At 61.5% G+C, this 23,019-nt stretch carries 20 protein-coding genes; 10 read left to right on the top strand and 10 right to left on the bottom strand.

Features of this window, described 5'->3' with window-relative positions; all coding sequences use genetic code 11:
• Window position 1: 1 nt before the first annotated feature.
• The gene (locus DMY87_RS08025) at window positions 2–1,969 is read right to left on the bottom strand and encodes a methyl-accepting chemotaxis protein (protein ID WP_425353477.1); all 1,968 of its coding nucleotides are present in this window, start codon (window positions 1,967–1,969) and stop codon (window positions 2–4) included.
• 190 nt (window positions 1,970–2,159) lie between these two features.
• A complete protein-coding gene (locus DMY87_RS08020) occupies window positions 2,160–2,951 on the bottom strand; it encodes a DUF2189 domain-containing protein (RefSeq protein ID WP_110790764.1) in 792 nt (263 codons plus the stop codon).
• 135 nt (window positions 2,952–3,086) lie between these two features.
• On the opposite strand from DMY87_RS08020, the gene DMY87_RS24140 reads away from it, so the two are divergent.
• The 3 genes from DMY87_RS24140 (at window position 3,087) to DMY87_RS08010 (ending at window position 4,943) form a co-directional block, all read left to right on the top strand.
• Window positions 3,087–3,242, top strand: coding sequence for a hypothetical protein (locus tag DMY87_RS24140; RefSeq protein WP_165826175.1), 156 nt, complete (start codon window positions 3,087–3,089; stop codon window positions 3,240–3,242).
• Between the two features lie 130 nt (window positions 3,243–3,372).
• Complete coding sequence (locus tag DMY87_RS08015) at window positions 3,373–3,972, top strand: SCO family protein (protein WP_110790763.1); 600 nt, start codon at window positions 3,373–3,375, stop codon at window positions 3,970–3,972.
• Between the two features lie 86 nt (window positions 3,973–4,058).
• Window positions 4,059–4,943 carry a 50S ribosomal protein L11 methyltransferase gene (locus DMY87_RS08010; RefSeq protein ID WP_110790762.1) on the top strand — a complete coding sequence of 295 codons (885 nt, stop codon included), beginning with the start codon at window positions 4,059–4,061 and terminating at the stop codon, window positions 4,941–4,943.
• Window positions 4,944–5,086: 143 nt separating this feature from the next.
• On the opposite strand, the gene DMY87_RS24135 is transcribed toward DMY87_RS08010, so the two are convergent.
• On the bottom strand, window positions 5,087–5,260 hold the full coding sequence (locus DMY87_RS24135; RefSeq protein WP_165826174.1) for a hypothetical protein: 174 nt from the start codon (window positions 5,258–5,260) through the stop codon (window positions 5,087–5,089).
• A 266-nt stretch (window positions 5,261–5,526) separates the two neighbouring features.
• Between DMY87_RS24135 and DMY87_RS08005 the strand changes: the two genes are divergently transcribed.
• Entirely contained in the window at window positions 5,527–7,362 is a 1,836-nt protein-coding gene (locus tag DMY87_RS08005; RefSeq protein WP_110790761.1) for an aminopeptidase P family protein, read from the top strand.
• A gap of 2 nt (window positions 7,363–7,364) precedes the next feature.
• Here DMY87_RS08005 and DMY87_RS08000 read toward each other — a convergent pair whose 3' ends face one another.
• The gene (locus DMY87_RS08000; RefSeq protein WP_110790760.1) at window positions 7,365–7,676 is read right to left on the bottom strand and encodes an AzlD family protein; all 312 of its coding nucleotides are present in this window, start codon (window positions 7,674–7,676) and stop codon (window positions 7,365–7,367) included.
• Complete coding sequence (locus DMY87_RS07995; protein WP_110790759.1) at window positions 7,673–8,398, bottom strand: AzlC family ABC transporter permease; 726 nt, start codon at window positions 8,396–8,398, stop codon at window positions 7,673–7,675. Before DMY87_RS07995 ends, DMY87_RS08000 begins: the two co-directional genes overlap by 4 nt.
• Window positions 8,399–8,539: 141 nt before the next feature.
• On the opposite strand from DMY87_RS07995, the gene DMY87_RS07990 reads away from it, so the two are divergent.
• On the top strand, window positions 8,540–8,788 hold the full coding sequence (locus DMY87_RS07990; protein WP_110790758.1) for a DUF2164 domain-containing protein: 249 nt from the start codon (window positions 8,540–8,542) through the stop codon (window positions 8,786–8,788).
• Window positions 8,789–8,791: 3 nt separating this feature from the next.
• Here the strand turns inward: DMY87_RS07990 and panB are convergent, their stop codons facing one another.
• The 3 genes from panB to pncA form a co-directional block, all read right to left on the bottom strand.
• Window positions 8,792–9,619: a 3-methyl-2-oxobutanoate hydroxymethyltransferase gene (panB, locus tag DMY87_RS07985; RefSeq protein WP_110790757.1), complete on the bottom strand. Its 828-nt coding sequence runs from the start codon at window positions 9,617–9,619 to the stop codon at window positions 8,792–8,794.
• A 1-nt stretch (window position 9,620) separates the two neighbouring features.
• Window positions 9,621–10,493: a pantoate--beta-alanine ligase gene (panC, locus tag DMY87_RS07980; protein ID WP_110790756.1), complete on the bottom strand. Its 873-nt coding sequence runs from the start codon at window positions 10,491–10,493 to the stop codon at window positions 9,621–9,623.
• 90 nt (window positions 10,494–10,583) lie between these two features.
• Entirely contained in the window at window positions 10,584–11,210 is a 627-nt protein-coding gene (gene pncA, locus DMY87_RS07975; RefSeq protein ID WP_110790755.1) for a bifunctional nicotinamidase/pyrazinamidase, read from the bottom strand.
• A gap of 223 nt (window positions 11,211–11,433) precedes the next feature.
• Here pncA and DMY87_RS07970 point away from each other — a divergent pair, with 223 nt between their 5' ends.
• The 3 genes from DMY87_RS07970 (at window position 11,434) to DMY87_RS07960 (ending at window position 14,923) form a co-directional block, all read left to right on the top strand.
• Window positions 11,434–13,773, top strand: coding sequence for a glucose/quinate/shikimate family membrane-bound PQQ-dependent dehydrogenase (locus DMY87_RS07970; protein WP_110791010.1), 2,340 nt, complete (start codon window positions 11,434–11,436; stop codon window positions 13,771–13,773).
• A 151-nt stretch (window positions 13,774–13,924) separates the two neighbouring features.
• Entirely contained in the window at window positions 13,925–14,203 is a 279-nt protein-coding gene (locus DMY87_RS07965; RefSeq protein ID WP_110790754.1) for a DUF6074 family protein, read from the top strand.
• Between the two features lie 120 nt (window positions 14,204–14,323).
• Window positions 14,324–14,923 (top strand): thymidine kinase, encoded by a 600-nt coding sequence (locus DMY87_RS07960; protein WP_110790753.1) that lies wholly within the window; start codon window positions 14,324–14,326, stop codon window positions 14,921–14,923.
• 31 nt (window positions 14,924–14,954) lie between these two features.
• Here DMY87_RS07960 and DMY87_RS07955 read toward each other — a convergent pair whose 3' ends face one another.
• Window positions 14,955–15,746 carry a glycosyltransferase family 25 protein gene (locus tag DMY87_RS07955; RefSeq protein ID WP_110790752.1) on the bottom strand — a complete coding sequence of 264 codons (792 nt, stop codon included), beginning with the start codon at window positions 15,744–15,746 and terminating at the stop codon, window positions 14,955–14,957.
• Window positions 15,747–15,822: 76 nt separating this feature from the next.
• Entirely contained in the window at window positions 15,823–18,288 is a 2,466-nt protein-coding gene (locus DMY87_RS07950) for an ATP-dependent helicase (RefSeq protein ID WP_205908152.1), read from the bottom strand.
• A gap of 275 nt (window positions 18,289–18,563) precedes the next feature.
• Between DMY87_RS07950 and DMY87_RS07945 the strand changes: the two genes are divergently transcribed.
• Complete coding sequence (locus DMY87_RS07945) at window positions 18,564–19,772, top strand: efflux RND transporter periplasmic adaptor subunit (protein WP_110790750.1); 1,209 nt, start codon at window positions 18,564–18,566, stop codon at window positions 19,770–19,772.
• The gene (locus DMY87_RS07940; protein WP_110790749.1) at window positions 19,769–22,918 is read left to right on the top strand and encodes an efflux RND transporter permease subunit; all 3,150 of its coding nucleotides are present in this window, start codon (window positions 19,769–19,771) and stop codon (window positions 22,916–22,918) included. The genes DMY87_RS07945 and DMY87_RS07940 overlap by 4 nt, the downstream gene beginning before the upstream one ends.
• Window positions 22,919–23,019: the final 101 nt, after the last annotated feature.

Here is a 23,019-nt window from a genome sequence, read left to right as displayed (position 1 = left end):
CTTAGAACTCTTCCCAGTGTTCTTTTGCAGCGGCACCGCTTGCGGATGCCGAGGCCGTTCGATTGAATGTTCCCGCCACCTTGTTGATCAGAGCGCGCGCGGGAGAGGGTCTTGCGGGAGCTGAGGCGGCAGCCGGCTCCCAAGCGTTTGCATGAGCAGTCTCGCCCAAGGTCATCTTGAACTGTCCGACCAGTCGCGAGAGGTTCTCGGCGTCGCTGGCCAGAGTATGGGATGCCGCGTTGGTCTGCTCCACCATTGCCGCATTCTGTTGCGTGACCTGGTCCATCTGTCCGACGGCCGAGTTGATCTCGCTCAGTCCCACTGATTGTTCACGCGCGCTGGTAACGATTGCCTTAACGTGCTCGTTAATTCGTAAAACATCTTCGCCGATGCGGTGCAGAGCCTGGCCCGTGGCGGTGACCAGATCGACGCCGCTGCGCACTTCCTCGCTGGACCTTGTGACGAGTGTCTTGATATTGCGGGCGGCCTCTGCGGCGCGGCCGGCGAGCGCGCGGACTTCCTGGGCGACGACGGCAAAGCCCTTGCCGGCTTCCCCGGCGCGGGCGGCCTCGACGCCGGCGTTAAGAGCCAAGAGGTTGGTCTGGAAGGCGATCTCGTCGATCACATTGATGATCTTGCCAATCTCGCCGGTCGCATCCTCGATGCGGTTCATTGCGGCCATGGCATCATTGACGACTTCGCCGGACTTCTCGGCATAGTCCTTGGCATTGTCGACCATGTGGCTGGCTTCCTCGGCGCGTTCGGTCGAGGTTTTGACGGTCTGGGTTATTTCGGAGAGGGCTGCCGAGGTTTCCTCCAGCGAGGCAGCCTGCTGTTCGGTGCGGCGGGCGAGGTCGTCGGCGGCGCTGCGCATCTGCTGGCTGTTGGCGTGGATCGAGCTGCTGTTGCTGGAAATCTCCGTCATCACCTTCTTCAGGTTGGTCGCGACCTGGTTGAAGTCGTGGCGCAAGCTTTCGAGATCCGGCGGGAAGGCGGCGCCAATTGCGGCGCAGAGGTCGCCTTCCGAAAGTTTCTTCAAGCCGTCGCCAAGTGCATCGACGGCCTGCTTGAGGGCGCGCGTATCGGATTCCGCGTCGGCCATGCGGCGCTCGCGTTCGCTTTCGTCCTGCAGCCGCTGGCTGCGGGTGCGCTCCTCGAGTTCCTGCTTTTCGATGGCTGCCTGTCGGAAGATGTCGGCCGAATTGGCCATGCGGCCGATTTCGTCGCCGCGCTCCGTGGCCTCGATGGCGGCTTGATAATCGCCGTCGACGATCCGCTGCATGCTGCGGGCAACGGCGCGGATGCCGTTGGCGATCGAGTTGCCGTGGATGAATTGCAGGCTGAGCACGGTCATGAATGCAATCACGCCCAGGAGCAACTGAACATAGAGGGCCTCGGCACTGCGCTGGGTGGCCTCTGCAACGCGTTCTTCGACAATGTTGCCGCCAAGGGCGGAGACATTGTTCAGCGTGGTTCCCAGTCGCTCGCCCGCACCATCGATGGCGTCATCGATTGCGGCATAGTCCGCCTCCGGTGCGCCGGTCTCGACCATTCGCTTCAGGTCGACCTTGATGGCCTGGAGGACGGCCTGCAGATCCTGGTCGTAGGTTCCCGCTTCGCCAGCCGCACCGGCTTCTACCGCGATGGATTTGAGCGTGGCGCTGCCTTCGACGAGAATGTCTCCTGCGGCATTGATGATCTCAATGCGCTCGGGCTGGATACTGCCTTCGCCGCGATCGATGATCGTGTCCATGGCGGCCAGGACGAGATTGGCATTGGCCAGCCGCATCTCATTGACCTTCTCGACCTCGGCTTTCACCGTGATGGCCCGTTCCAGGGAGAGGTTGAGCTGCGCATTCTGGTACCAGCCGACGGCCAGCATGGAGCCGATGCCGAACACTGCGGCTGCGCCTAGTGTCATCAGGCGCTGTCTGACCGACAGGTTCTTTCCCGTAATGTAGTTCAACAAGCTGTATCTCCCCAGGCTCGGTCCGGCAGGCGATCTGCCGTTGTCGTGTCATGCGAAGATCAGGTGTGAAGACCTGAGGACGGTCATGTCCGTGTGGCGGTGCGGGCCACGACGCTGCGGCAGAATCGCACGCTATAGTTAAACCTAAGCTAATTTAATTTACCGTTGTAGGCCGCTCGATCAATTCTCGTCATGGCGATGTTGAAATTGCCCGCCTGTAGAGGTGCCAGGTCGCGTGACCGGCAATCGGCAGGACAACCAGCAGACCGGCGAATATCGGCACCAGAGCCAGAAAAGCGGCGACAGCAACGATCAGACCGAAGGCCAGCATGGGGATCGGGTTTTCGATGACGGTCCTGAGGCTGGTCAGCATGGCGGTGACAAAATCCGGATCGTGATCGAGCAGCAGCGGCATCGAGATCACGGTGGCCGTAAACAGGATCGTTGCAAGGACGGCGCCGACGACGGTGCCGATCGCCAGGAAGGTGAGACCCTGAGGCGTCGTCAGAACAAGGTCGACAAAGGCGTTGAGCGTTGCCGGAATGCGGAAGCCGAGCAGCAGCGCCATCAGCAGGCGGACCTGATAGATCCAGATCCAGAAGATGAACAGCACGACGAAGGCCATCCATGACAGCTGGCGCTCTCTCTGCCGGAAGACCTCGGTCAGGATCGCTTTCCAGCCAACGGGTTCACCAGCGCGATGGCGCCGGCTGATCTCGTAAAGCCCGACCGCGACGAAGGGCCCGACAAGGGGAAAGCCAATGGCGACGGGGATGATCATCCATGGCAGATGATAATAGGCGAGCATCACTGCGATGAAGACCCCACCGAGCGCATAGATCGCGCCGAAGAACAGGCCGAAAAGAGGGTAGGTGCGAAAATCGCGCATGCCATCCGCAAAGGCGCTACCGACATCCTCCAAGGTCAGTCGGTTGATCCGGAATTTCGGCACGGAGCCGTCCTTGACCGCTTGCTGTTCCATCTGTCCCTCCCAAGACGCTGGTGCTGCGACAATGTGTCAGCAAAAGCTGATTCCCTTCCTTGATATCCGTCAAGTGGTCGGCGTCCGGCTGCGAAAGGACGTGTCTTGTCTCTGCAAATGCGGTATGTTGAGACCATGATCCATTCGGAACACAGGTCGCGGCATCTTCCGCTGGCAGCCCTTGGGCTTGCCGGTCTTCTTGCCGCGTTCCTGATCTTCCTCGGCTGGATGCGCTTCGGCAGCGAGATTTTTCTGTCGCTGATCGATTCCGGCCTGGCATACTGCTTCTGAGCGGAAGAAGCGTATTCGCCGTGACATATTGGCGCTGACTGCGTCGTCGCTTGAAGTTGAATTGCTTTTGCGCCGCCTTCGGACTATCCGGCTCGACATTGGAATTTTTTGTCGCCAAGGATTTTCGTTCATGAAAACCATTCGCATCGTCTTGTGGGCCGCCGTCATTCTCATGGCTGGTGCGCTCGGCTGGTTGACCTATTCTGTTACGCAGTCCGGCGAGAAGATTGCAGAAGCGCCGTTCGGCGTTCCGTTCCAGCTCGTCGACCAGAACGGCCAGCCGATCAGTGAACAGGCCTTTCGCGGCAAGCCCACGGCCTTGTTTTTCGGCTTTACCCATTGCCCCGAAGTGTGCCCCACCACGCTGTTCGAGCTTGATGGCTGGCTGAAAAAGGTCGATCCCGACGCGAAGGGCCTGCAGGCCTATTTCGTCACCGTTGACCCCGAGCGTGATACGCCGCAGCTCCTTGGCCAGTACATCTCCAATGTCACCGATCGGGTGACCGGCATTGCCGGGGAGCCGGCGAAGATCGCGGAGGTCATCAAGGGTTTTCGCGTGTATGCCAAGAAGGTGCCGCTCGACGAAAGCAAGCCTGATGGCGATTACACGATGGATCACACGGCGTCCGTCTTCCTGCTCGATGCGGACGGACGCTTCAAGGGCACGATCGCTTACGGCGAAAACCCCGATACGGCGGTGAAGAAGCTCGAAAACCTGATGAAGGGCTGATCCGCCCTTCATCTGCGGCGGTTGCCTTGGCGGCCATTGCGTTGTACCGCAACGCCTGACCTTCAGACGTCCGAGGAAGTACAGCCGTGAGCGAAATCCGCCTATATGTCAGCACGACCGAACAGAATGCCAATCGTGTCCTCGATCTGCTGGGTTTCGAGTTCGGTGAAGAGGATTTTGCCATCGCGACCACCGAGGTCGACGAAAAGGCGGATATCTGGGAAGCCTCGATCTATCTGATGATGGAGGATGAAGAGGCGGTTCGTGACCGTTTCGCAGGCGCGATCGCCGAAGAGTTTGCCGAGCTTGCGATCGAACGCGAGGTCATTCCTGACATCGACTGGATCGCCAAGTCGCTGGAGGGCCTGACGCCTGTCAGGGCAGGGCGTTTCCTGGTTCATGGTTCGCATGATCGCGACAAGGTGCAGGTGCATGACATCGCCATCGAAATCGATGCGGGCCAGGCTTTTGGCACGGGGCATCACGGCACGACTGCCGGCTGTCTTGAGGTGATCGAAACGGTCGCGCGGTCGCGCAAGGTGCGCAATGCGCTTGATCTGGGTACCGGCAGCGGTGTCCTGGCGATTGCGGTACGCAAACTCCTGCCGATCCCGGTTCTCGCCACCGACATCGATCCGATCGCCGTGCGTGTGGCGCGCGACAATGCGCGGCGCAACAAGGTGGTCGATGCGATCGATTTTCGCACGGCACCGGGATTTCATTCGACCGCATTTCGCGAACACGGACCCTTCGACCTTGTTATCGCCAACATCCTGGCGCGGCCGCTGATCAAGATGGCACCGCAGCTGGTGACGCATCTGGCGCCGAACGGTTCGGTCATTCTGTCGGGGATCCTCGCCAACCAACGTTGGAAGGTGATCGCGGCCTATAGCGGCCAAGGTCTTTCGCATGTGCGCACGATCTGGCGGAACGGCTGGGTGACCATGCACTTTACGCAAGGGAAGGGCTGACTCCCAGAGTCAGGCCCTTTGTTCGCGATACGGCAATAAAAAAAGGCGGCTCCCTAAGGGGCCGCCTTTTTGGCATCGGCATCATGCCGCGCCTTGGTCCGCGAGCGTGGGAGGAGCGCTCGAGCGGATGCTATCGTGAAGTCTCAGATGAGGGAGTGCCGCGACGGACGACGGCGCAGCTCGTCGCGGGTCAGGCCCATGGCCTTCAGCGATGCGTCATCGAGAGAGAGCAGGGCGCCCGTTGCGTAGAGATCGGCCCGGCGCTGACGGGCTTCCACGAAATTGTCGAGGGCTGTGCGCAGGAAGGACTTGGCCATTTCTCTGATCCTTTCGGTTCAACGCGGTCACCGCGTCGTCATGCTGATCATATAGGCGCGCTCGGTCCGTCGAGGCAGGGGGATTTGGGCACGGGAGCCCTGCAATTGCTGCATAGCAACATAAGGCCGACCTTAAATTTAGGCATGGCGGATATATGGTAAGATTGGTGTCATATCCGTGCCGGGGCAAATCCTGCGGATGGGCAGGGGAGGTCGGGCTTGCTATAAAGCCGGACAGAATCCCGTTCATCAGCCGCAGGCATCCCATGTTCCAGTCCTTCGACGTCAAATCCACTCCGCAGCACGGCAAAGCCCGCATCGAGTCCCTGCGCGGGCTCTTTGCCGACAACAAGATCGATGGGCTGCTCGTACCTCGCTCCGACGCGTATCTCGGAGAATATGTGCCGGCCTCGGCCGAGCGCCTTGCCTGGGCGACCGGCTTTACCGGTTCTGCGGGACAGTTGCTGGTAACGGTCAGTCAGGCGGTCGTCTTCGTCGATGGCCGTTATGTCACGCAGCTCGCCCAGCAGGTCGATCCTGCCGTGTTCACGGCGGGCGATCTGATCGGCGAGCCTCCGCACAAGTGGATCGTCAACCATGCGGCCAAGGGGTTCCGTCTGGGCATCGACCCGTGGATGCACACGGGCGCAGAAGTGCGCAGGCTGGAACAGGCGCTTGCGGAGATCGGCGGCGCGCTGGTGCTGCTGTCGTTCAACCCAGTCGATCGGCTCTGGACCGACCGGCCGGCCGAGCCTCTCGGCAAAGTCGCCATTCAGGCCGAAAACCAGGCTGGTGTTCCGGCCAAGGACAAGATTGCGAAAATCGCCGCCGACCTAGCGGAGCGGGGGCTCGCCGCCGTCTTCATCACCGATCCATCGTCAGTCGCCTGGATCTTCAATATTCGCGGCAATGACGTTCCGCATACGCCGCACCCGTTGTCGCGTGCCTTCATCAAGGCGGATGGGACGGCTGAACTGTTTCTGGATCCGCGCAAGACCAATCTCGACGTCGAAACCTACCTGCGTGATCTTTGCGAGCAGGTCGATCCGCAATTGCTTTCCGAGCGGCTGGAGCGGCTTTCGGCGGGCGGTGCGCGTATTCTGGTTGATCCGGATCTCGCGCCGCATGTGCTTGGCCACATGATCCGCGAATTCGGTGGCGTGGTGGTCGAGGGCAATGATCCGGCCAAGCTCGGGCGGGCTGTGAAGAATATGGTCGAGCTGAACGGCTCTGCCGCCGCTCATCTGCAGGATGGCGTTGCGATGGTCGAGTTCCTGCACTGGTTCGACGAACAGCCGGCCGGCAGCCTCACCGAGATCACAGCTGCCCAGGCACTGGAAGCTGCGCGGACACGGGTCGGCGAGCACATGCAGAATCCGCTCAAGGACATTTCCTTCGAGACCATTTCCGGGGCCGGCGAACATGCTGCCATCATGCACTACCGCGTGACGACCGAGAGCGATCGTTCGATCCGCGCGAACGAGATGTTCCTGATCGATTCCGGTGCACAATATGTGAACGGGACCACAGACATCACCCGGACGCTGGCCGTCGGCGCGGTGCCGGACGAGCAGCGGCGTTTCTTCACGCTGGCGCTGAAGGGCATGATCGCGATCAGCACGGCGCGTTTTCCGAAGGGAACGCGCGGCTGCGATCTCGATCCGCTGGCGCGTATCGCGCTGTGGAAGGCGGGTGCCGATTTCGCCCATGGAACCGGCCATGGCGTCGGCTCCTATCTCTCGGTGCATGAGGGCCCGCAGCGGATCTCGCGCGTCTCGACCCAGGAGCTGCTGCCGGGCATGATCCTGTCCAACGAGCCGGGCTACTATCGTCCGGGAAGCTTCGGCATCCGCATCGAAAACCTGATCTATGTCCACGAGGCAGAGGCCGTCGAGGGCGGCGATCAACCGATGCTCGGTTTCGAGACACTGACCTTCGTTCCGATCGATCGCAGGCTGATCGTCGAGGATCTGTTGACACGCGACGAGTTGCGCTGGCTGGACGACTATCACCAGAAGACGCGCGACGCGTTGATGCCTCTGATCTCAGATCCGGCGCAGCGCGCCTGGCTCGAAAAGGCGACGGCGCCTTTCGGGCGCTGATCTCAGACCAGGACCTGACGCAGCACCATGACGACTACCCATCCCGCTATTAGCATCGGGATGGCCGAGAAGCGAAGGCCGACAAGCAGGGAAACCGCCATGGCGAGCTTGATGTCGATGCTGCCGGCGAAAAAGGCCGGGGCGACGAGGGTGGTCAGCACAGCCGCTGGTACGGCGTTCAGTGCGGCCTCCAGACGCGGCGGCATGGTCTTGAGACGCTTGACCAACACATATCCGCCGATCCGCGTCAGGTAGGTGGCAACCGCTGCCGAGAGGATCAGCAGAACCATGTAGGGCGTGAAAAGCGCGCTCATGACGCCTGCTCCTCCGCTACACCTTGTGTCTTCGGCGGCAGGAGGGCGGCCAGCGCCACGCCAGCAATGGCGCCGATGCTGATATGCCAGGGCGCGCCGACGAGATGCTGGGCCAGGACGGATACCGCGGCACTCACGACAACGATCGGCAGGAAATTGCTGCGCCTGCGGAAGCCAAGCACCAGCCCCATGAAATAGATCGGCAGCAGCACGTCAATGCCCCAGATCGCCGGGTCGCCGATGATCTTGCCGAGCATGCCGCCGATCGCCGACATGACGACCCAGGGGAAATAGATGACCGTGCCGAAGCCGAGATACCAGCGGAAGGTGACTTTATGGCCGGTTTCTCCGCGCGCCAGCGTTTCGGCGAACTGGGGATCGGTGAGCAGGAAGAAGCTCAGCAGCTTTTGCGGCAGGGTGAAATGGTCGACCAACGGGGTCAAAGCAGCCGAATACAGAATATGACGGAAGTTGACGGCCAGGATCGATAGAACCACGATCCAGAGCGGTACATGCTGGCCGAAGAGTTCGATGCCGACCAACTGACTGGCGCCTGCATAGACGACTGCGCTCATCAGCGTGGCTTCCGCGACCGTCTGGCCGTTGGCCACTGCGACGGCGCCGAACAGGATGGCGAAAGGGCCTGCTGAGATGATCACCGGAAGGGCCTTCAATGCACCTTCGGCGAAATCGGAGCGAGTGGCGTGTGCGGCGTTCGGCATGCGGATCTCTTTGGCTTTTGGCCTTGGCTAGCCTGTTGGCTGTCCGTGCGCAAACCAATAGGATTGATGGAACGACCATCGCGATTGATGTTTGGTGTGGTGCGGCTATCGGCAAGCGCCTGCAGGGCAGGGGAGGAAAAGATGAACGATGACAGCTTCCCGAAGGACGCGCGTGGCCGCATCGCCTTGGAACTGAAGGCGTATCTGAGTGACGAGTTCGATCTGGAGATTGGCCGCTTCGAAGCCGAAGGCCTGCTCGATGAAATGCTCAGGCTTGCGGGGCCGTATCTCTACAATGCCGGGCTTCGCGACGCCCAGGCGCTCCTGATGCGGCACGTCGATGACGTCAATGACGGTATTGACCAACTGGAGCGCAGGCCGGAAGCCTGAGGATTACTTCTTCGGTCGGACCTGGAACGTGTGCTCCGGACCGGGGAACGTCCGAGCCTTTACCTCTTCCGCATAGTCCGAAACCGCCTTGTCGATGACGTTGGCGAGTTCGGCGAAATGCTTGACGAAACGGGGCTTGAACTCGTTGAACAGGCCGAGCATGTCGTCGGAAACCAGGATCTGGCCATCGCAGGCCGGCGAGGCGCCAATGCCGATCGTGGCGGATTTGACCATGGTGGTGATCTCGCGGGCGATGGGTTCGACGGTGCCTTCGATCACCATGGCGAAAGCGCCGGCTTCATCGATGGCCTTGGCATCGCGGCGGATCTTGTCCTGTTCGGCCTCGCTGTGGCCCTTGGAGCGGTAACCACCCGAAGTGTTCACCTGTTGCGGCATCAGGCCGATATGACCGAAGACGGGAACTCCGCGCGATACCAGGAAGTCGACGGTTTCGGCCATTTCCGCGCCGCCTTCGAGCTTGACGCCGTCACAGCCGGTTTCCTTCATCAGGCGCACGGCATTGCGGAAGGCTTGTTCCTTGCTCTCCTGATAGGAGCCGAAAGGCAGGTCAACGATGACGCAGGCGCGCTTCGTGCCACGCATCACGGCCTGGCCGTGCGCGATCATCATCTCCATCGTGACGGCGACGGTCGTGTCGAGACCGTAGAGAACCATGCCGAGGCTGTCCCCGACCAGGAGCAGATCGCAGTGGGGATCCATGATCCGGGCGATGGGTGTCGTATAGGCGGTCAGCGATACGATCGGGCGGACGCCTTTCAGGGCGCCGATATCAGCCGGGGTCAGGCGTTTCTGGCGGGGTGGTGTGCTCATGTCAGGCGGCCTCCATGCCGGTGGCGGCCGCTTGGCCGATGATGCGGTTGTCGAGAAGCTTCGTCTTGCCGAAGCGAACGTAAAGAAGCACGAGCGCGTTGCCGTTGACCGTTTCGATGCGCTGCAGGGTCTGCGGATCGCGGATCGCGACGACCTCCGGTTCGGCCAAGGGTTCCGTGCGCAGGAATTCCAGGAGCTTTGCCTCCAGCATGGAGACGTTCCTGATCCCGGTCAACAGCAGGCGCTCCGCTTCTGCGAGGGTCTGCGGGACGATAACGGCGGCGGCCCGTTCCTCTTTCGACAGGTAGACATTGCGCGAGGAGCAGGCGAGGCCATCCGCCTCGCGCACCGTGGTGACCGGCACGATTCGCACCGGCTGTGCCAGATCCTCGACCATCTTCTGGATGATCGTCACCTGCTGGTAGTCCTTCTCGCCGAAATAGGCGGCATCCGGCTGAACGATGTTGAAGAGCTTGGTGACGACGGTCGCGACGCCAGCGAAGTGGCCGGGGCGCGCTTCCCCTTCCAGTTCCGCGCCGAGTTTCGGCAGGTCGACCACGGTCTGCATGGGTTCGGGATACATTTCGGCGACGGACGGCGCAAAGAGGAAATCCACGCCCGCCGCGCGCAAGAGAGATGCGTCACGCTCCAGATCGCGCGGATATTTCTCCAGGTCTTCATTCTTTCCGAACTGAAGCGGATTGACGAAGATCGACACGACGGTCACGTCGTTGTCGGCTTTCGACCGGGAAACGAGGCTGAGATGCCCCTGGTGGAGATAGCCCATCGTCGGCACGAAACCGATCGCCTGACCGTTTCGTCGGTGAATGGCGAGCTTTTCCCGCAAAGCGGCGATCGTGGTGATGATGTCCATGACCGGGTGTCCTCCCTGTCTGCTCTTGCGCTGGCCTCTAACGCGTGGCGCGAAAAAAGGCAATCGCACGGATCATTTGCAGGCCTGTCTTCAGATTCCGATTCGGGTGCTGTCGATGATCTCGACCCCGGCATGTGCCATGGCGGCGAGCGCTTCCTCGACGCCCTTTGGGTCGATGCCGCGGCAGCCGTCGGCGATGAGCCGTATCTTGGCCCCTGGCAGCATGTCGACGGCATCGAGTGCGGAGAAGTGAACGCAGTAATCCGTGGCCAGACCCATGAGGTCGAGTTCGGTGACGCCTTTTGATTTGAGATAGTCCGAAAGGCCTGTGATCGCTGCCTTGTCGTTGTCGCGGAAGGCGGAATAGCTGTCGACGGCAGGGTTCTCGCCCTTTCGCTGGACATAATCGATACGGGCTGTGTCGAGGTCGGGATGGAATTCCGCATCCGGCGTGCCCTGGATGCAGTGATCCGGCCACATCACCTGCGGCTGGCCGGACAGCACGCCCATGTCGAAGGGTTTCTTGCCAGGGTGCTGGGAGGCGAAGCTGCCGTGATTTGCCGGGTGCCAGTCCTGGGACGCGACCACGAGATCGTAGCCGCCCTTTTCGATCACCCTGTTGGCGATCGCTACGACTGCATCACCGTCTGCGACGGGAAGATTTCCGCCGGGGCAGAAGCCGTTCTGGATGTCGATCAACAACAATGCCCTGGTCATTGCATGCGCTCCCGTGTTGTGCGCCGCAAGATGGCAATGCACGGGGAAGGGATCAAGAGAAAGTTCAGAAAATTCAGCCTGGCAACGCGCTCAAACCTTGTTCCATCGTCGATGGAACAATCGGGCGCTCACCTCGTTCGACCTCAAGTCGCAGGTCCCGCATCCCGCGCCCTTCGACGCGCAGGACCATCTCGAATATTTTCCAGCAATGAATGGACTTGGTATGTTTTTGACCATCACCATCGGCATATTCGCCCTGTTAGGGCTCGTGCTCGGGGTCGGCGGAGTTCAGCTCGCCGTTCTCGGTGGCAGTTTGTACTATCTGATCGCCGGCATCGTTTTTCTCGTAACCGCGATTCTCCTTTTCCTGCGCCGTGTGGAGGCGCTCTGGCTCTACGGTGCCTTTATTCTCGGCAGCCTTGCCTGGGCGCTGTGGGAAGTGGGCCTCGACTGGTGGCAGCTCGGCCCGCGGGGCGGTCTCGTCGTCGTTCTCGGCTTATGGCTGATGTTGCCGGGCGTTCGACGTCGTCTGGGGTCTTCCCATGGCATGGGCCGTGTTGCGTCTGGCATCATGCCATTGGCGCTGCCCGTGCTGGTCGCGGTGGTGGTCGCCGGCATATCGCTCTTCACGGACCCCTATGATCGTTCCGGCAGCCTGCCGACCGACCAGGTGGCCGCAGCACCGGCGCTTGGTGGTGATGTGCCGGATGGAGACTGGCACCAGTATGGCCGCACGCCTTACGGCCAGCGATATTCGCCGCTCACCCAGATCAACACCGACAACGTCAAGGATCTTAAGGTCGCCTGGACCTATCAGACGGGCGATGTGAAGCTTCCGGAGGATGTGAACGAGACCACCTATCAGGTCACCCCTCTGAAGGTGGACGACACGCTTTACCTTTGCACACCGCATAATTGGGCGATCGCCGTTGATGCGGCAACGGGCAAGGAAAAGTGGAAGTTCGATGCCAATGTGGGTCTCAATCCTGACCGACAGCACCAGACCTGCCGCGGCGTGACCTATTACAAGGATCCGGCGGCGACTGCCGGCGCCGCGTGTGCAACCCGTGTCTACCTGCCGACGTCGGATGCCCGGTTGATCGCCCTTGATGCGGCGACCGGCAATGTCTGCGAGAATTTCGCAAATGGCGGGACCCTGCAACTCGGCCAGGGCATGCGCTACAATCCGGCGGGTTATTACTACTCGACCTCGCCGCCTGTTATCGCTGCGGGCAAGATCATCATTGGCGGTGCGGTCAACGACAACTACTCGACGCAGTCGCAGTCGGGCGTCATCCGTGCCTTCGACGTCAATACCGGTGAACTCGTCTGGAACTGGGACAGCGGCAACCCCACCCAGACCGCACCGATCGGCGAGGGAGAGACCTATACGACCAACTCACCGAACAGCTGGTCGGTGTTCTCGGTCGATGAAGAGCTTGGTCTCGTCTACATCCCGCTCGGCAATCAGGTGCCGGACCAGCTTGGCATGGGGCGCAGCGAAAGTGTCGAGAAATATTCGTCGTCCATTGTCGCCCTCGACGTGAATACCGGACAGGACCGCTGGGTCCGCCAGACCGTGCATCACGATCTCTGGGACATGGACGTTCCCGCGCAGCCGGTGTTGATCGACATCACCAACAAGGACGGCGCCGTGGTGCCGGCTCTGGTGGGGCCGACCAAGCAGGGTGACCTCTATGTGCTCGATCGCAGGAGTGGCGAGCCGATCATTCCGGTTCGCGAAATCCCGGCACCGGGTGGAGCCATTCCGGAAGACTTCACGTCTCCGACCCAGCCGATCTCGGATCTCACCTTCCGACCGCCGACGCTCACGGAAAGCAATATGTGGGGCCTGTCGATCATCGACCAGATGATGTGCCGGATTGCCTTTCACAAGTTGAACTACGAGGGCCAGTATACGCCTCCGTCGCTCAACGGAACCCTCGTCTATCCCGGCAATTTCGGCACGTTCAACTGGGGCTCTGTCGCAGTCGATCCGGAACGGCAGGTGATGTTCGGCATGCCGACCTATCTGGCGTTCACCTCCAAGCTCGTTCCCCGCGCCGATATTCCGCCGAAGGGTGAGGGCGAAAAGGGTTCCGAGCAGGGCCTCAATCGCAATGAAGGCGCTCCTTACGGTGTCATCATGGGGCCGTTCCTGTCGCCGCTCGGCATTCCGTGCCAGGCGCCGCCATGGGGCACTGTCGCCGGTGTCGATCTGCGCAGCGGAGAGATCGCCTACCAGCATCGCAACGGTACCGTCTACGACATGACGCCGCTGCCGCTGCCGTTCAAGGTCGGCGTTCCCGGCATCGGTGGCCCCATGATCACCAAGGGTGGCGTGGTCTTCCTCGGTGCTGCCGTGGACGACTATCTGCGGGCCTATGATCTGACCACGGGTGAACAGCTGTGGGAGGCCCGCCTTCCGGCAGGTGGCCAGGCGACGCCGATGACCTATGCGCTCGACAACGGCAAGCAGTATCTCGTTATGGTGGCCGGTGGTCACGGTTCGGTCGGCACCAAGCCGGGCGACTATGTGATTGCCTATACGCTGCCAGATTAAGGGAGATCTCCTCGTCCGAGGGCCACAGCACCCCCTGTCGCAAGGCAGGGGGTGTTTCCGTTTGAAGCACGTCGCGGCAATCGCGATGCCCCGGAAACGGAACATTAACCATGTGATTCTAAACACATCTCGTAACGTGAGGATGTTTCGCATGAGTAGCAAAGCCATGACCGGCCAGACCAACCCGACCATCGCCTTCTTTCCGCTTGCGAGCCGCCGGGACCTGGTGCGCCGGTCGGCCGTCGAACTCGACCGCCTGAATGGCTATGCCGCCGCCGAATTCTGGAAGGCCACCTGCCGCGGACTTGGCAACGAGCTTCTTGCGCTCGGATGCCCGGAAGACGAGATGCGCGCCGAGATCATGGATTTCCAGGCGGCCGTTCAAGTTGAGCTGATGTGGCTGCACCGCGAGGAAGCCGCTCAGGGCTGAGCTTGCATCTCCCTTCCAGCCAATAGTTCCTGTTGGCAAAACTGCTTTGCGCTTGTCCGCTCGCTTGCTGCTCCGGTAAGACAGCGCCAAACCTCCGGTCCCTTTACGAGCAGCAGTGTCTTGGCCAAACTTCATTTCATTTACGCGACCATGAATGCCGGCAAGTCGACGCTCTTGCTGCAGGCTGCCTATAACTATCAGGAACGTGGCATGCGGGTCGCGATGCTGATCAGCGATCTGGACAATCGTGCCGGGAAGGGCTTCATCGGTTCGCGGATCGGTCTGAGGGCGGAGGCGGATGCCTTTGGTCCGGAAGCCGACCTCTTCGCCGCCATCAAGGCGGACCATGATTCTTCGCCTCTCTCCTGCGTCTTCGTCGACGAGGCGCAATTCCTCACCACGGATCAGGTATGGCAGCTGTCGAGAATCGTTGACGATCTCGACTTGCCGGTCATGGCCTACGGCTTGCGCACGGATTTTCGCGGCGAACTGTTTCCGGGATCGCGCGGCTTGCTGGCCGTCGCCGATGAACTCACCGAGGCGCGTTCTATCTGCCATTGCGGACGCAAGGCGACGATGGTCGTCCGTGTTGGCGAGGACGGCAAGGCGCTGAAAGACGGGGCCCAGGTGATGATCGGTGGCAACGAAACCTATACGGCGCTGTGCCGCCGTCATTGGCAGCGCGCGTTTTCGGTGGACGAGATACACACCGAAAACTGAACTGCCGCGCACATCAGGGAAGAAATCGCCCTCAGGTCGCGATCCGCTGTCCGTTTCGAAGCTTGTGCCAAAGCAGAAGACCTGAACGCGCGAGGAAACGGCTCACCTCGAGATAGGTCCGGTACGGCAAAACCGTCAGGTATCGCCAGCGCGGCAATTTGTGCGCGTTGATATTCGCCTGGATCTGCGATTCGAATTCCGAATCCTGGCTGGCAACCAGAGGCGTGACGAAAGCCCCCTTCAGTCCCGACAGAAATTCGAGGTCAAAGGCAATGTCATAGGCGAGGCGCATCGGGACAAGGCGCTTGGTGATCCACCGCGCCGCCTTGCGGTTGATCATATAGGCACCGGAGCCTTTTTCTCGGGTCAGCGCCATCGACAGCGAACGACCGCTCGTCAATTTGCGAAAGGGAAACTTGCGGCCTCGGCTCACAGTGGTGAGCCTGAGGATATCCCAAGCATCGCTGTTCTTTGCAGCAGAATCGACCGTCTGCAGGAAGTCCGGCTGGAATGATACGTCGTCTTCGAGGATCAGGCAGAGATCGGCATCGGATGCCAGGAACCGGCGGGCGCATTCCACATGGCTGAGGTAGCAGCCGACCTCTCCGTGTTTCAGGCGCCGGCCGTGCAAAATCTTGTAGGAGAGCTCGGAGAATTCCGGGATGGGGAAGGAAAGGTTGCGGCCGATGACTGCGGGAACACGTTCTGCCGCGATGCCGACAGCTGCGGTTTCACGGTTCATCACCGCCAGGCGATCTTCAGCGCCATCCATGTTGATGAGATAAACGGCGAGCGTCGAACGGCTTTCCGGAAGGACTTGCAATCTTGTCTCCATGCACCAGAAAATGCCATGCTTTCTGAGCAATCCTGACGCCATCGTCAATAGCGGAGAGGGGCCGTCACCCCTTCTCGACGAACCCATCCAAAACGCGCTTCTGGCCGGCCCGGTCGAAATCGATCGTCAGCTTGTTGCCTTCGATCGAGGCGATGTTGCCATTGCCGAACTTCAGGTGAAAAACCCGATCTCCGACGGAGAAACGCGAGGGCTCGGTGCTCGTCGATTTCGCCACCAGTTCGCCATCGATCGTGCGGGCCTTGGGACCGCTTTCGCCATAACCGATGCGCTCGACGGAATGGCCGGAGCGGTTGCCCCAGTTGTCGCGGGTGGCATCCGTCTTGTTGGCCTGGGCACGTTTCCAGCCGGGTGTGGTGTAGTTGTTCTGGAAGGGCTCCTGCTTGTCGAAGCGGGACTGGCCGTAAGGGTTGCGGCCATAACCGCCATAGGAGGTCTCAGCTTCCGCCACTTCGACGTGGGTCGTCGGCAGTTCATCCAGAAACCGCGACGGCATGGTCGACTGCCACAGGCCGTGGATGCGGCGGTTGGAGACAAACCAGATGTGGCAGCGGCGCTTGGCGCGGGTGATCCCGACATAGGCGAGGCGACGTTCCTCTTCGAGACCCGAGCGGCCCCCTTCATCAAGCGCGCGTTGATGCGGGAAGAGGCCTTCTTCCCAGCCGGGCAGAAAGACGGTTTCGAATTCCAGGCCCTTGGCCGAATGCAGCGTCATGATCGAGACGGCATCCATGTTTTCGTTCTGCTCGACATCCATGACCAGCGAGACATGTTCCAGGAAACCGCGCAGGCTCTCGAAGGCCTCCATCGAGCGGACGAGTTCTTTCAGGTTGTCGAGACGACCCGGCGCTTCGGCCGATTTGTCGTTCTTCCACATGTCGGTATAGCCGGACTCCTCCAGAACCTGCTCGGCTAACTCGGTGTGTGGCGTGTTCTCCAGCAGTTCGCCCCAGCGGCGGAACATCATGACCACGTCGAAAAGCGCCTTGCGCGCCTTTGGCTTCAACTCGTCCGTCTCGATGATGTCGGAGGCTGCCGCCAGCATCGGAATATCGCGGGCGCGGGCATAGTCGTGCAAAGCGCGGATCGTGGTGTCGCCGAGGCCGCGTTTCGGCGTGTTGACGATGCGCTCGAAGGCCAGATCGTCGGCCGGCTGGCAGATCAGGCGGAAGTAAGCCATGGCATCGCGGATTTCCATACGCTCATAGAAGCGCGGGCCGCCGATGACGCGGTAATTGAGGCCGAGCGTGACGAAACGGTCTTCGAATTCGCGCATCTGGAAGGAGGCGCGCACCAGGATCGCCATGTTGTTCAGCGGATGCTGATTACGCTGCAACTGCTCGATTTCCTCGCCGACGGCGCGGGCCTCCTCTTCCGAGTCCCAGGCCGCGTGCACGACGACCTTTTCGTCGTTCGGGTCGACGCGATCTGTGAACAACGTTTTCCCGAGGCGGCCTTCATTGTGGGCGATCAGATAGCCAGCCGCCCCGAGAATATGTTCTGTGGAGCGGTAGTTGCGCTCCAGCTTGATTACCTTGGCGCCCGGAAAGTCCTTTTCGAAACGCAGGATGTTGTCGACCTCGGCCCCACGCCAGCCATAGATCGACTGGTCGTCGTCGCCGACGCAGCAAACGTTCTGTGGCACGCCCTGTGGGCGCTGGGCGAGCAGGCGGAGCCACATGTACTGCGCGGTGTTGGTGTCCTGATACTCGTCGACCAGGACATATTTGAAGCGCTGATGATATTCCTTCAGCACGTCCGGATTGGCCTTGAACATCCGGATCGGATGCAAGAGCAGGTCGCCGAAATCGCAGGCGTTCAGCGTCTTCAGGCGGGCCTGGTAGGCCGCATAGAGTTCGCGGCCCTTGCCGTTGGCAAAGGCGCGGGCATCGCCTTCCGGGATCTGGGCGGGGTCGAGGCCCTTGTTCTTCCAGCCGTCAATCATCTGGGCGAATTGCTTGGCCGGCCAGCGCTTGTCGTCCAGACCCTCGGCCTGGATGATCTGCTTAATCAGCCGTACGACATCGTCGGTGTCGAGGATGGTGAAATCGGAGGAGAGGCCGACCAGTTCGGCGTGGCGACGCAGGAGCTTGACGCCGATCGAGTGGAAGGTGCCGAGCCAGGGCATGCCTTCGACAGCGCCGCCGACGAGATGGCCGATGCGCTCCTTCATCTCGCGGGCGGCCTTATTTGTGAAGGTCACGGCGAGGATCTGGCTGGGATAGGCGCGGTTGGTCGCAAGGATATGGGCGATGCGGGTGGTGAGCACGCGTGTCTTGCCGGTGCCGGCACCAGCCAGAACGAGCACAGGACCATCAACCGTTTCGACGGCTTCGCGCTGTTCCGGGTTCAGGCCCGTCAGGTAATCCGGAGCGCTCGCCTGTCCGCGCGCGGCCATGGCGCGGGCTGCAATGCCCAGTCCACCCGTCGTCGGCGGGGCAGGGGCTGCTTCCTTCTTGCGCGGGGCTGGTTCCTCGTCGAAGAAGGGAATATCGTCAAAACCGTTACTCATGCGGCCCAATGTAGTGATTCGGGATCGAAAGGCCAGTGAGGGCGTTCTGGTTTTATTCCTGCGGAGACCATTCACCACCGGTTTTCGACCGCAATCCGGCGACACCGTGGCTCGCTGTCGACCGTGCGGCCAGCGGTGCAATCGATCGTCTGATCACGCGGGCGTGAATTCGCGCGAGATTACAAATCAGTAAGCTTGCCTCGAAGGCATTGCCAGACACAATCTGAGCCCCATACTCCGCCCTATCGATTGTACGATATCATCTGGAGCCTTGCATGCCGCTTTGGAAGCAACTCATCATCAGTGTTGCGCTGTTGTTTCTCGGACTATGCCTCTGGGTTTATATGTCGCCCGGCGCCGGGCGGAGCCTTGTGCAGATGGGCGTACCCGAGGGTCTCGTCGCAATGATCTCGGCCGGTGAGCCCGAGGTCCCGTCTGGGAACGGGTCGACGGCCAGGGGACAGGGGCAGGCTCAAGGGCAGGGACAGGGCCAAAGACGAGGCGGCGGCCGCGGCGATCAGAACATCCTCGTTGCGACCCAGCCGGTTGTCATGGCCGTCGTCAACGACCGGCTGAACGCGATCGGCGACGGCGAGGCGATCGATGCGGTGACCGTCATGCCGCAGGCCTCTGGCATGATTGCCGAGATCCTGGTGACCTCTGGTCAAAAGGTCAAAAAAGGTGACGTGATCGCGCGCCTCGACAGCGACGAGCAGGTGATCCTGCGCGATCAGGCGAAGGTTGCGCTGAGGAGCGCGACGGAGAAGGCGGAGTCCTACGGAAATCTGAAGAGTTTTTCCCGTCTTGAGGTTCTGGATGCGCAGATCGCGCGCGAGCAGGCCGAACTCCAGTTGACCACGGCCGAACTGAACCTCAAGCGCCGGCAGATCACGGCGCCGATTGATGGCGTGATCGGTATTGTCGGCGTGAGCGTCGGTGACAATGTGACCAATGCGAGCGCCATCGTCTCGCTCGACAATCGCTCACAGTTGCTCGTTGATTTCTGGGCGCCGGAACGTTTCGTGGCGGCGGTGAAGTCCGGCATGGCTGTGGAGGCCGCGTCGGTTGCACGGCCGGGCCAGCGCTTCTCAGGCACGATCGATGCCGTCGACAGTCGCGTCGATCCGGCCAGCCGGACCATTCGCGTCCGCGCACGGATTGACAATCCCGATGATCTCCTCCGGGCAGGCATGTCGTTTGCCGTTTCGATGAGCTTTCCCGGCGATCGATATCCGGCCGTCAACCCGCTTGCAGTTCAATGGGACGGGCAGGGGTCCTTCGTCTGGCAGATCGTCGACAACAAATCCGTGAAGACGCGTGTCCGCATCATCCAGCGCAATTCGGATCAGGTGCTGATCGATGCCCCGCTGAAGGCGGGGGATGTGGTCGCCGTTGAAGGCCTGCAGCGTGTCCGGGAGGGCGGGACCGTCGAAGTGGCGGCTGCCGGAGCCGATGCGAAGGCACCGGAGGTCGCAACGCGATGAGTGCGACAGAGACCCCTCCCGAACAGTCAGGTCGCAACTTTACCGCACTTTTCGTCCGTCGGCCGGTCCTGGCCGCCGTGCTGAATACGCTTCTGGTGGTGGCCGGCCTTGCGGCCCTGGCCGGCATCGAAGTGCGCGAACTGCCTGATGTCGATCAGCCTGTCATCACTGTCAGCACGAATTACGACGGTGCATCTGCCCAGACGATGGACCAGGAGGTGACCCGCGTCATCGAAGGTGCCGTGGCACGCGTCAGCGGGCTCAAATCCATGTCGTCGCGCTCACAGTTCGGATCCAGCCGCACGACACTTGAATTCTCCGATAGTGTCGATCTCGCCGTTGCGGCGAACGATGTGCGCGATGCGCTCGGCCGCGTCCGCAACCAGTTGCCCGATGACGTCGACGAGCCGCGCATCGTCAAGGCGGATTCGGATTCCCAGCCGATCATGCGGCTCGGCGTGACGTCCACGACGCTGTCGATGGAAGACCTGACGCTCCTGGTCGAGAACGAGATATCCGACCGTCTGGCGGCCGTTGACGGTGTCGCCGATGTCGAAATTTATGGCGATCAGGAAAAGGTCTTCCGGATCGACGTCAACCAGGCCGCCCTTGCCAGCCGCGGCCTGACTGTCGCCAACCTTTCGACTGCGCTCCAGGGAGCTTCGCTCGACGTGCCCGCCGGGTCGCTGGAATCGCTGACCCAGGATATCGTTGTGCGGGCGACGGCAAGCCTGACCTCGGTCGAGGATTTCGAGAATGTTCTCATCGGCAACCAGGTGCGGTTGCGTGACGTTGCGACGGTCACGCTTGGACCGGACGACGGTTCAACCGCTCTGCGTTCCAATGGGGTGGCTGGTGTCGGTCTGGGTGTCATCCGTCAGGCGCAGTCGAATACGCTCAGCATTTCAAGTGGCGTGCATGCCGCCGTCGCGGACCTTCAGGATGTCCTGCCAGAGGGCACCAGGATCGTTGTCAGCAGCGACGACGCGGTGTTCATCCAGGGCGCTCTGCACGAGGTGGAGCTTGCGCTCTCCCTGTCTGCGGCGATCGTGCTCGTCGTGCTCTTCCTTTTCCTGCGCGACTGGCGCGCGACGCTCATTCCAGCGCTGACCATGCCGGTGGCGCTGATCGGGACGTTGGCCGCTATCTACATGGTCGGCTTCTCGATCAACATCCTCACATTGCTCGCGATCGTTCTGGCGACAGGTCTGGTGGTCGATGATGCCATCGTCGTCCTGGAGAACATCGTCCGGCGAAGATCCGAAGGCATGGGGCCGCGCGCCGCCGCCGTTCTCGGCACGCAGGAGGTGTTCTTCGCGGTGCTCGCAACGACGGCCACACTTGCGGCCGTCTTCGTTCCGCTTTCCTTCCTGCCGGGGCAGCTTGGCGGGCTCTTCCGTGAATTCGGCTTCGTGCTCGCGTTTGCCGTTCTCTTGTCCTCCGTGACGGCACTGACGCTCTGTCCGATGATGGCCTCGCGCATGCTGCGGCAGGCCAAGGACGAGGATCACGGGATACTTGGCCGGTTCGGTGCGCGTTTCTCGTCGGTCTACCGTCGCAGCCTCGGCGCATGCCTGCGCAACCCTCTCATCGTCGTCGTGGTCGCCGTGATATTCTCGGCTGCCGCCTATGGCACCTTCACCGGTATCCGCAGCGAACTGACGCCGCGGGAAGACCGGTCCATGGTGATGATGCGGCTTTCGACGCCGCAGGGATCAAGCCTCGCCTATACGCGGGATCAGGTCCAGCGGGTCGAGGAAAAGCTGAAGCCTCTGATCGACAATGGAGAAATTCGCAACGTCTTCTCGATTTCCGGACAGGGTTCATCCAACAGCGCCTTCATGGTGCTCACGCTCGCGCCGTGGGACGAGCGGACGCGCACGCAGGACCAGATCGTGCAGGACGTGAATGCGGCTGCGGCCACAGTGCCCGCCCTGCGCGGCAACGTCTTCCAGTCGAACAGCCTTCGCATCCGCGGCGCCGGCAGCGGTCTGCAGATGGCGATCGTCGGCAGTAGTCACGAAAAGCTGACGGAGGCGGCGATCAAGATCGTCGACCAGATGGGCAATTCACCGCTGTTGCAGACGCCAAGGCTCGATAACGAGCCCACGCAGGCGCAGATTTCCGTCACCATCGACCGCGAGCGCGCGTCCGATCTCGGCGTCGACATCAACGCAATCGGAACGTCGTTGCAGGCGCTGCTCGAAGGGCGCTCGGTGACCGACGTGTTCATCGACGGCAATTCGATCCCGGTCCGGCTGGTGTCGAGCACGCAGCCGATCAACGATCCGACCGATCTCGAAAACATCTTCCTCACCACGTCCGATGGTCGCGTCGTGCCGATGTCGACCATCGCGACATTGGAAGAGAGGGCGGTGGCGCCGCAGCTCAACCGTGAGCAACAGCTGGCTTCCGTCTCCTTCTCCGCCGGTCTCAACGACGGGGTGGCCCTGGGCGATGCGGTCGAGGCCGTGAAGGCCATCGCCGAGCCGCTGCTGCCGCCGGGTTCGCGTCTGGTGCCGCTTGCGGAAGCCGCGACCCTGCAGGAGAATTCCTACGGGATGGCGCTAACCTTCGGATTTGCCATCGCCATCATCTTCCTGGTGCTGGCGGCGCAGTTCGAAAGCGTGATTTCCGGTCTGATCATCATGGCAACGGTGCCTCTGGGGCTTGCCTGCGCGGTCTTTGCGCTGGTCATCACGGGGTCGACGCTCAACGTCTACAGCCAGATCGGTCTCGTGCTTCTGGTCGGGGTCATGGCGAAGAACGGCATCCTGATCGTCGAATTCGCCAATCAGTTGCGCGACCGGGGGCAGAGCGTACGCGAGGCGATCGAAAATGCCTGCGCGATCCGCCTTCGTCCCGTGATGATGACGATGATCGCCACCGTTCTCGGCGGATTCCCGCTGGTGCTGGCGCAAGGGGCGGGTGCGGAGGCCCGCATCGCGCTCGGCTGGGTCATCGTCGGCGGGCTGGGCTTCGCGACCCTGGTGACGCTCTACATCACGCCGGTTGCTTACCTGCTCCTGGCGCGTTTCTCCAAGCCGCATGCCCATGAAGAGGCACGGTTGAAGCGCGAACTTGACGATGCCACCCTCAAGGGCGCGAACGATGCCGGAGAGCCGCCACGGATCGCCGCCGAGTGACTGCTGCGCGCGCGTCATCGCGCGCGGCGTTTCTGTCACTGGACAATGAAATGCGCCTATCCCATAGCAGGGACGCCGCAGGCGATGCGATGTCGGCAATG

This window comes from Peteryoungia wuzhouensis, from assembly GCF_003205195.1.
Taxonomy (GTDB): Bacteria; Pseudomonadota; Alphaproteobacteria; order Rhizobiales; family Rhizobiaceae; genus Allorhizobium; species Allorhizobium wuzhouense.
This window is presented reverse-complemented; position numbering and strand designations above follow the sequence as displayed.

Bases quoted from the DNA above. Each gene is read 5' to 3' on its own strand.
- DMY87_RS08005 (WP_110790761.1), top strand. From the start codon at position 5,527: ATGTTCCAGTCCTTCGACGTCAAATCCACTCCGCAGCACGGCAAAGCC.
- pncA (WP_110790755.1), bottom strand. From the start codon at position 11,210: ATGACCAGGGCATTGTTGTTGATCGACATCCAGAACGGCTTCTGCCCC.
- panC (WP_110790756.1), bottom strand. From the start codon at position 10,493: ATGGACATCATCACCACGATCGCCGCTTTGCGGGAAAAGCTCGCCATT.
- panB (WP_110790757.1), bottom strand. From the start codon at position 9,619: ATGAGCACACCACCCCGCCAGAAACGCCTGACCCCGGCTGATATCGGC.
- DMY87_RS08015 (WP_110790763.1), top strand. From the start codon at position 3,373: ATGAAAACCATTCGCATCGTCTTGTGGGCCGCCGTCATTCTCATGGCT.
- DMY87_RS07970 (WP_110791010.1), top strand. From the start codon at position 11,434: ATGTTTTTGACCATCACCATCGGCATATTCGCCCTGTTAGGGCTCGTG.
- DMY87_RS08000 (WP_110790760.1), bottom strand. From the start codon at position 7,676: ATGAGCGCGCTTTTCACGCCCTACATGGTTCTGCTGATCCTCTCGGCA.
- DMY87_RS07965 (WP_110790754.1), top strand. From the start codon at position 13,925: ATGAGTAGCAAAGCCATGACCGGCCAGACCAACCCGACCATCGCCTTC.
- DMY87_RS07950 (WP_205908152.1), bottom strand. From the start codon at position 18,288: ATGAGTAACGGTTTTGACGATATTCCCTTCTTCGACGAGGAACCAGCC.
- DMY87_RS07995 (WP_110790759.1), bottom strand. From the start codon at position 8,398: ATGCCGAACGCCGCACACGCCACTCGCTCCGATTTCGCCGAAGGTGCA.
- DMY87_RS08020 (WP_110790764.1), bottom strand. From the start codon at position 2,951: ATGGAACAGCAAGCGGTCAAGGACGGCTCCGTGCCGAAATTCCGGATC.
- DMY87_RS24135 (WP_165826174.1), bottom strand. From the start codon at position 5,260: ATGGCCAAGTCCTTCCTGCGCACAGCCCTCGACAATTTCGTGGAAGCC.
- DMY87_RS24140 (WP_165826175.1), top strand. From the start codon at position 3,087: ATGATCCATTCGGAACACAGGTCGCGGCATCTTCCGCTGGCAGCCCTT.
- DMY87_RS07945 (WP_110790750.1), top strand. From the start codon at position 18,564: ATGCCGCTTTGGAAGCAACTCATCATCAGTGTTGCGCTGTTGTTTCTC.
- DMY87_RS07990 (WP_110790758.1), top strand. From the start codon at position 8,540: ATGAACGATGACAGCTTCCCGAAGGACGCGCGTGGCCGCATCGCCTTG.
- DMY87_RS07940 (WP_110790749.1), top strand. From the start codon at position 19,769: ATGAGTGCGACAGAGACCCCTCCCGAACAGTCAGGTCGCAACTTTACC.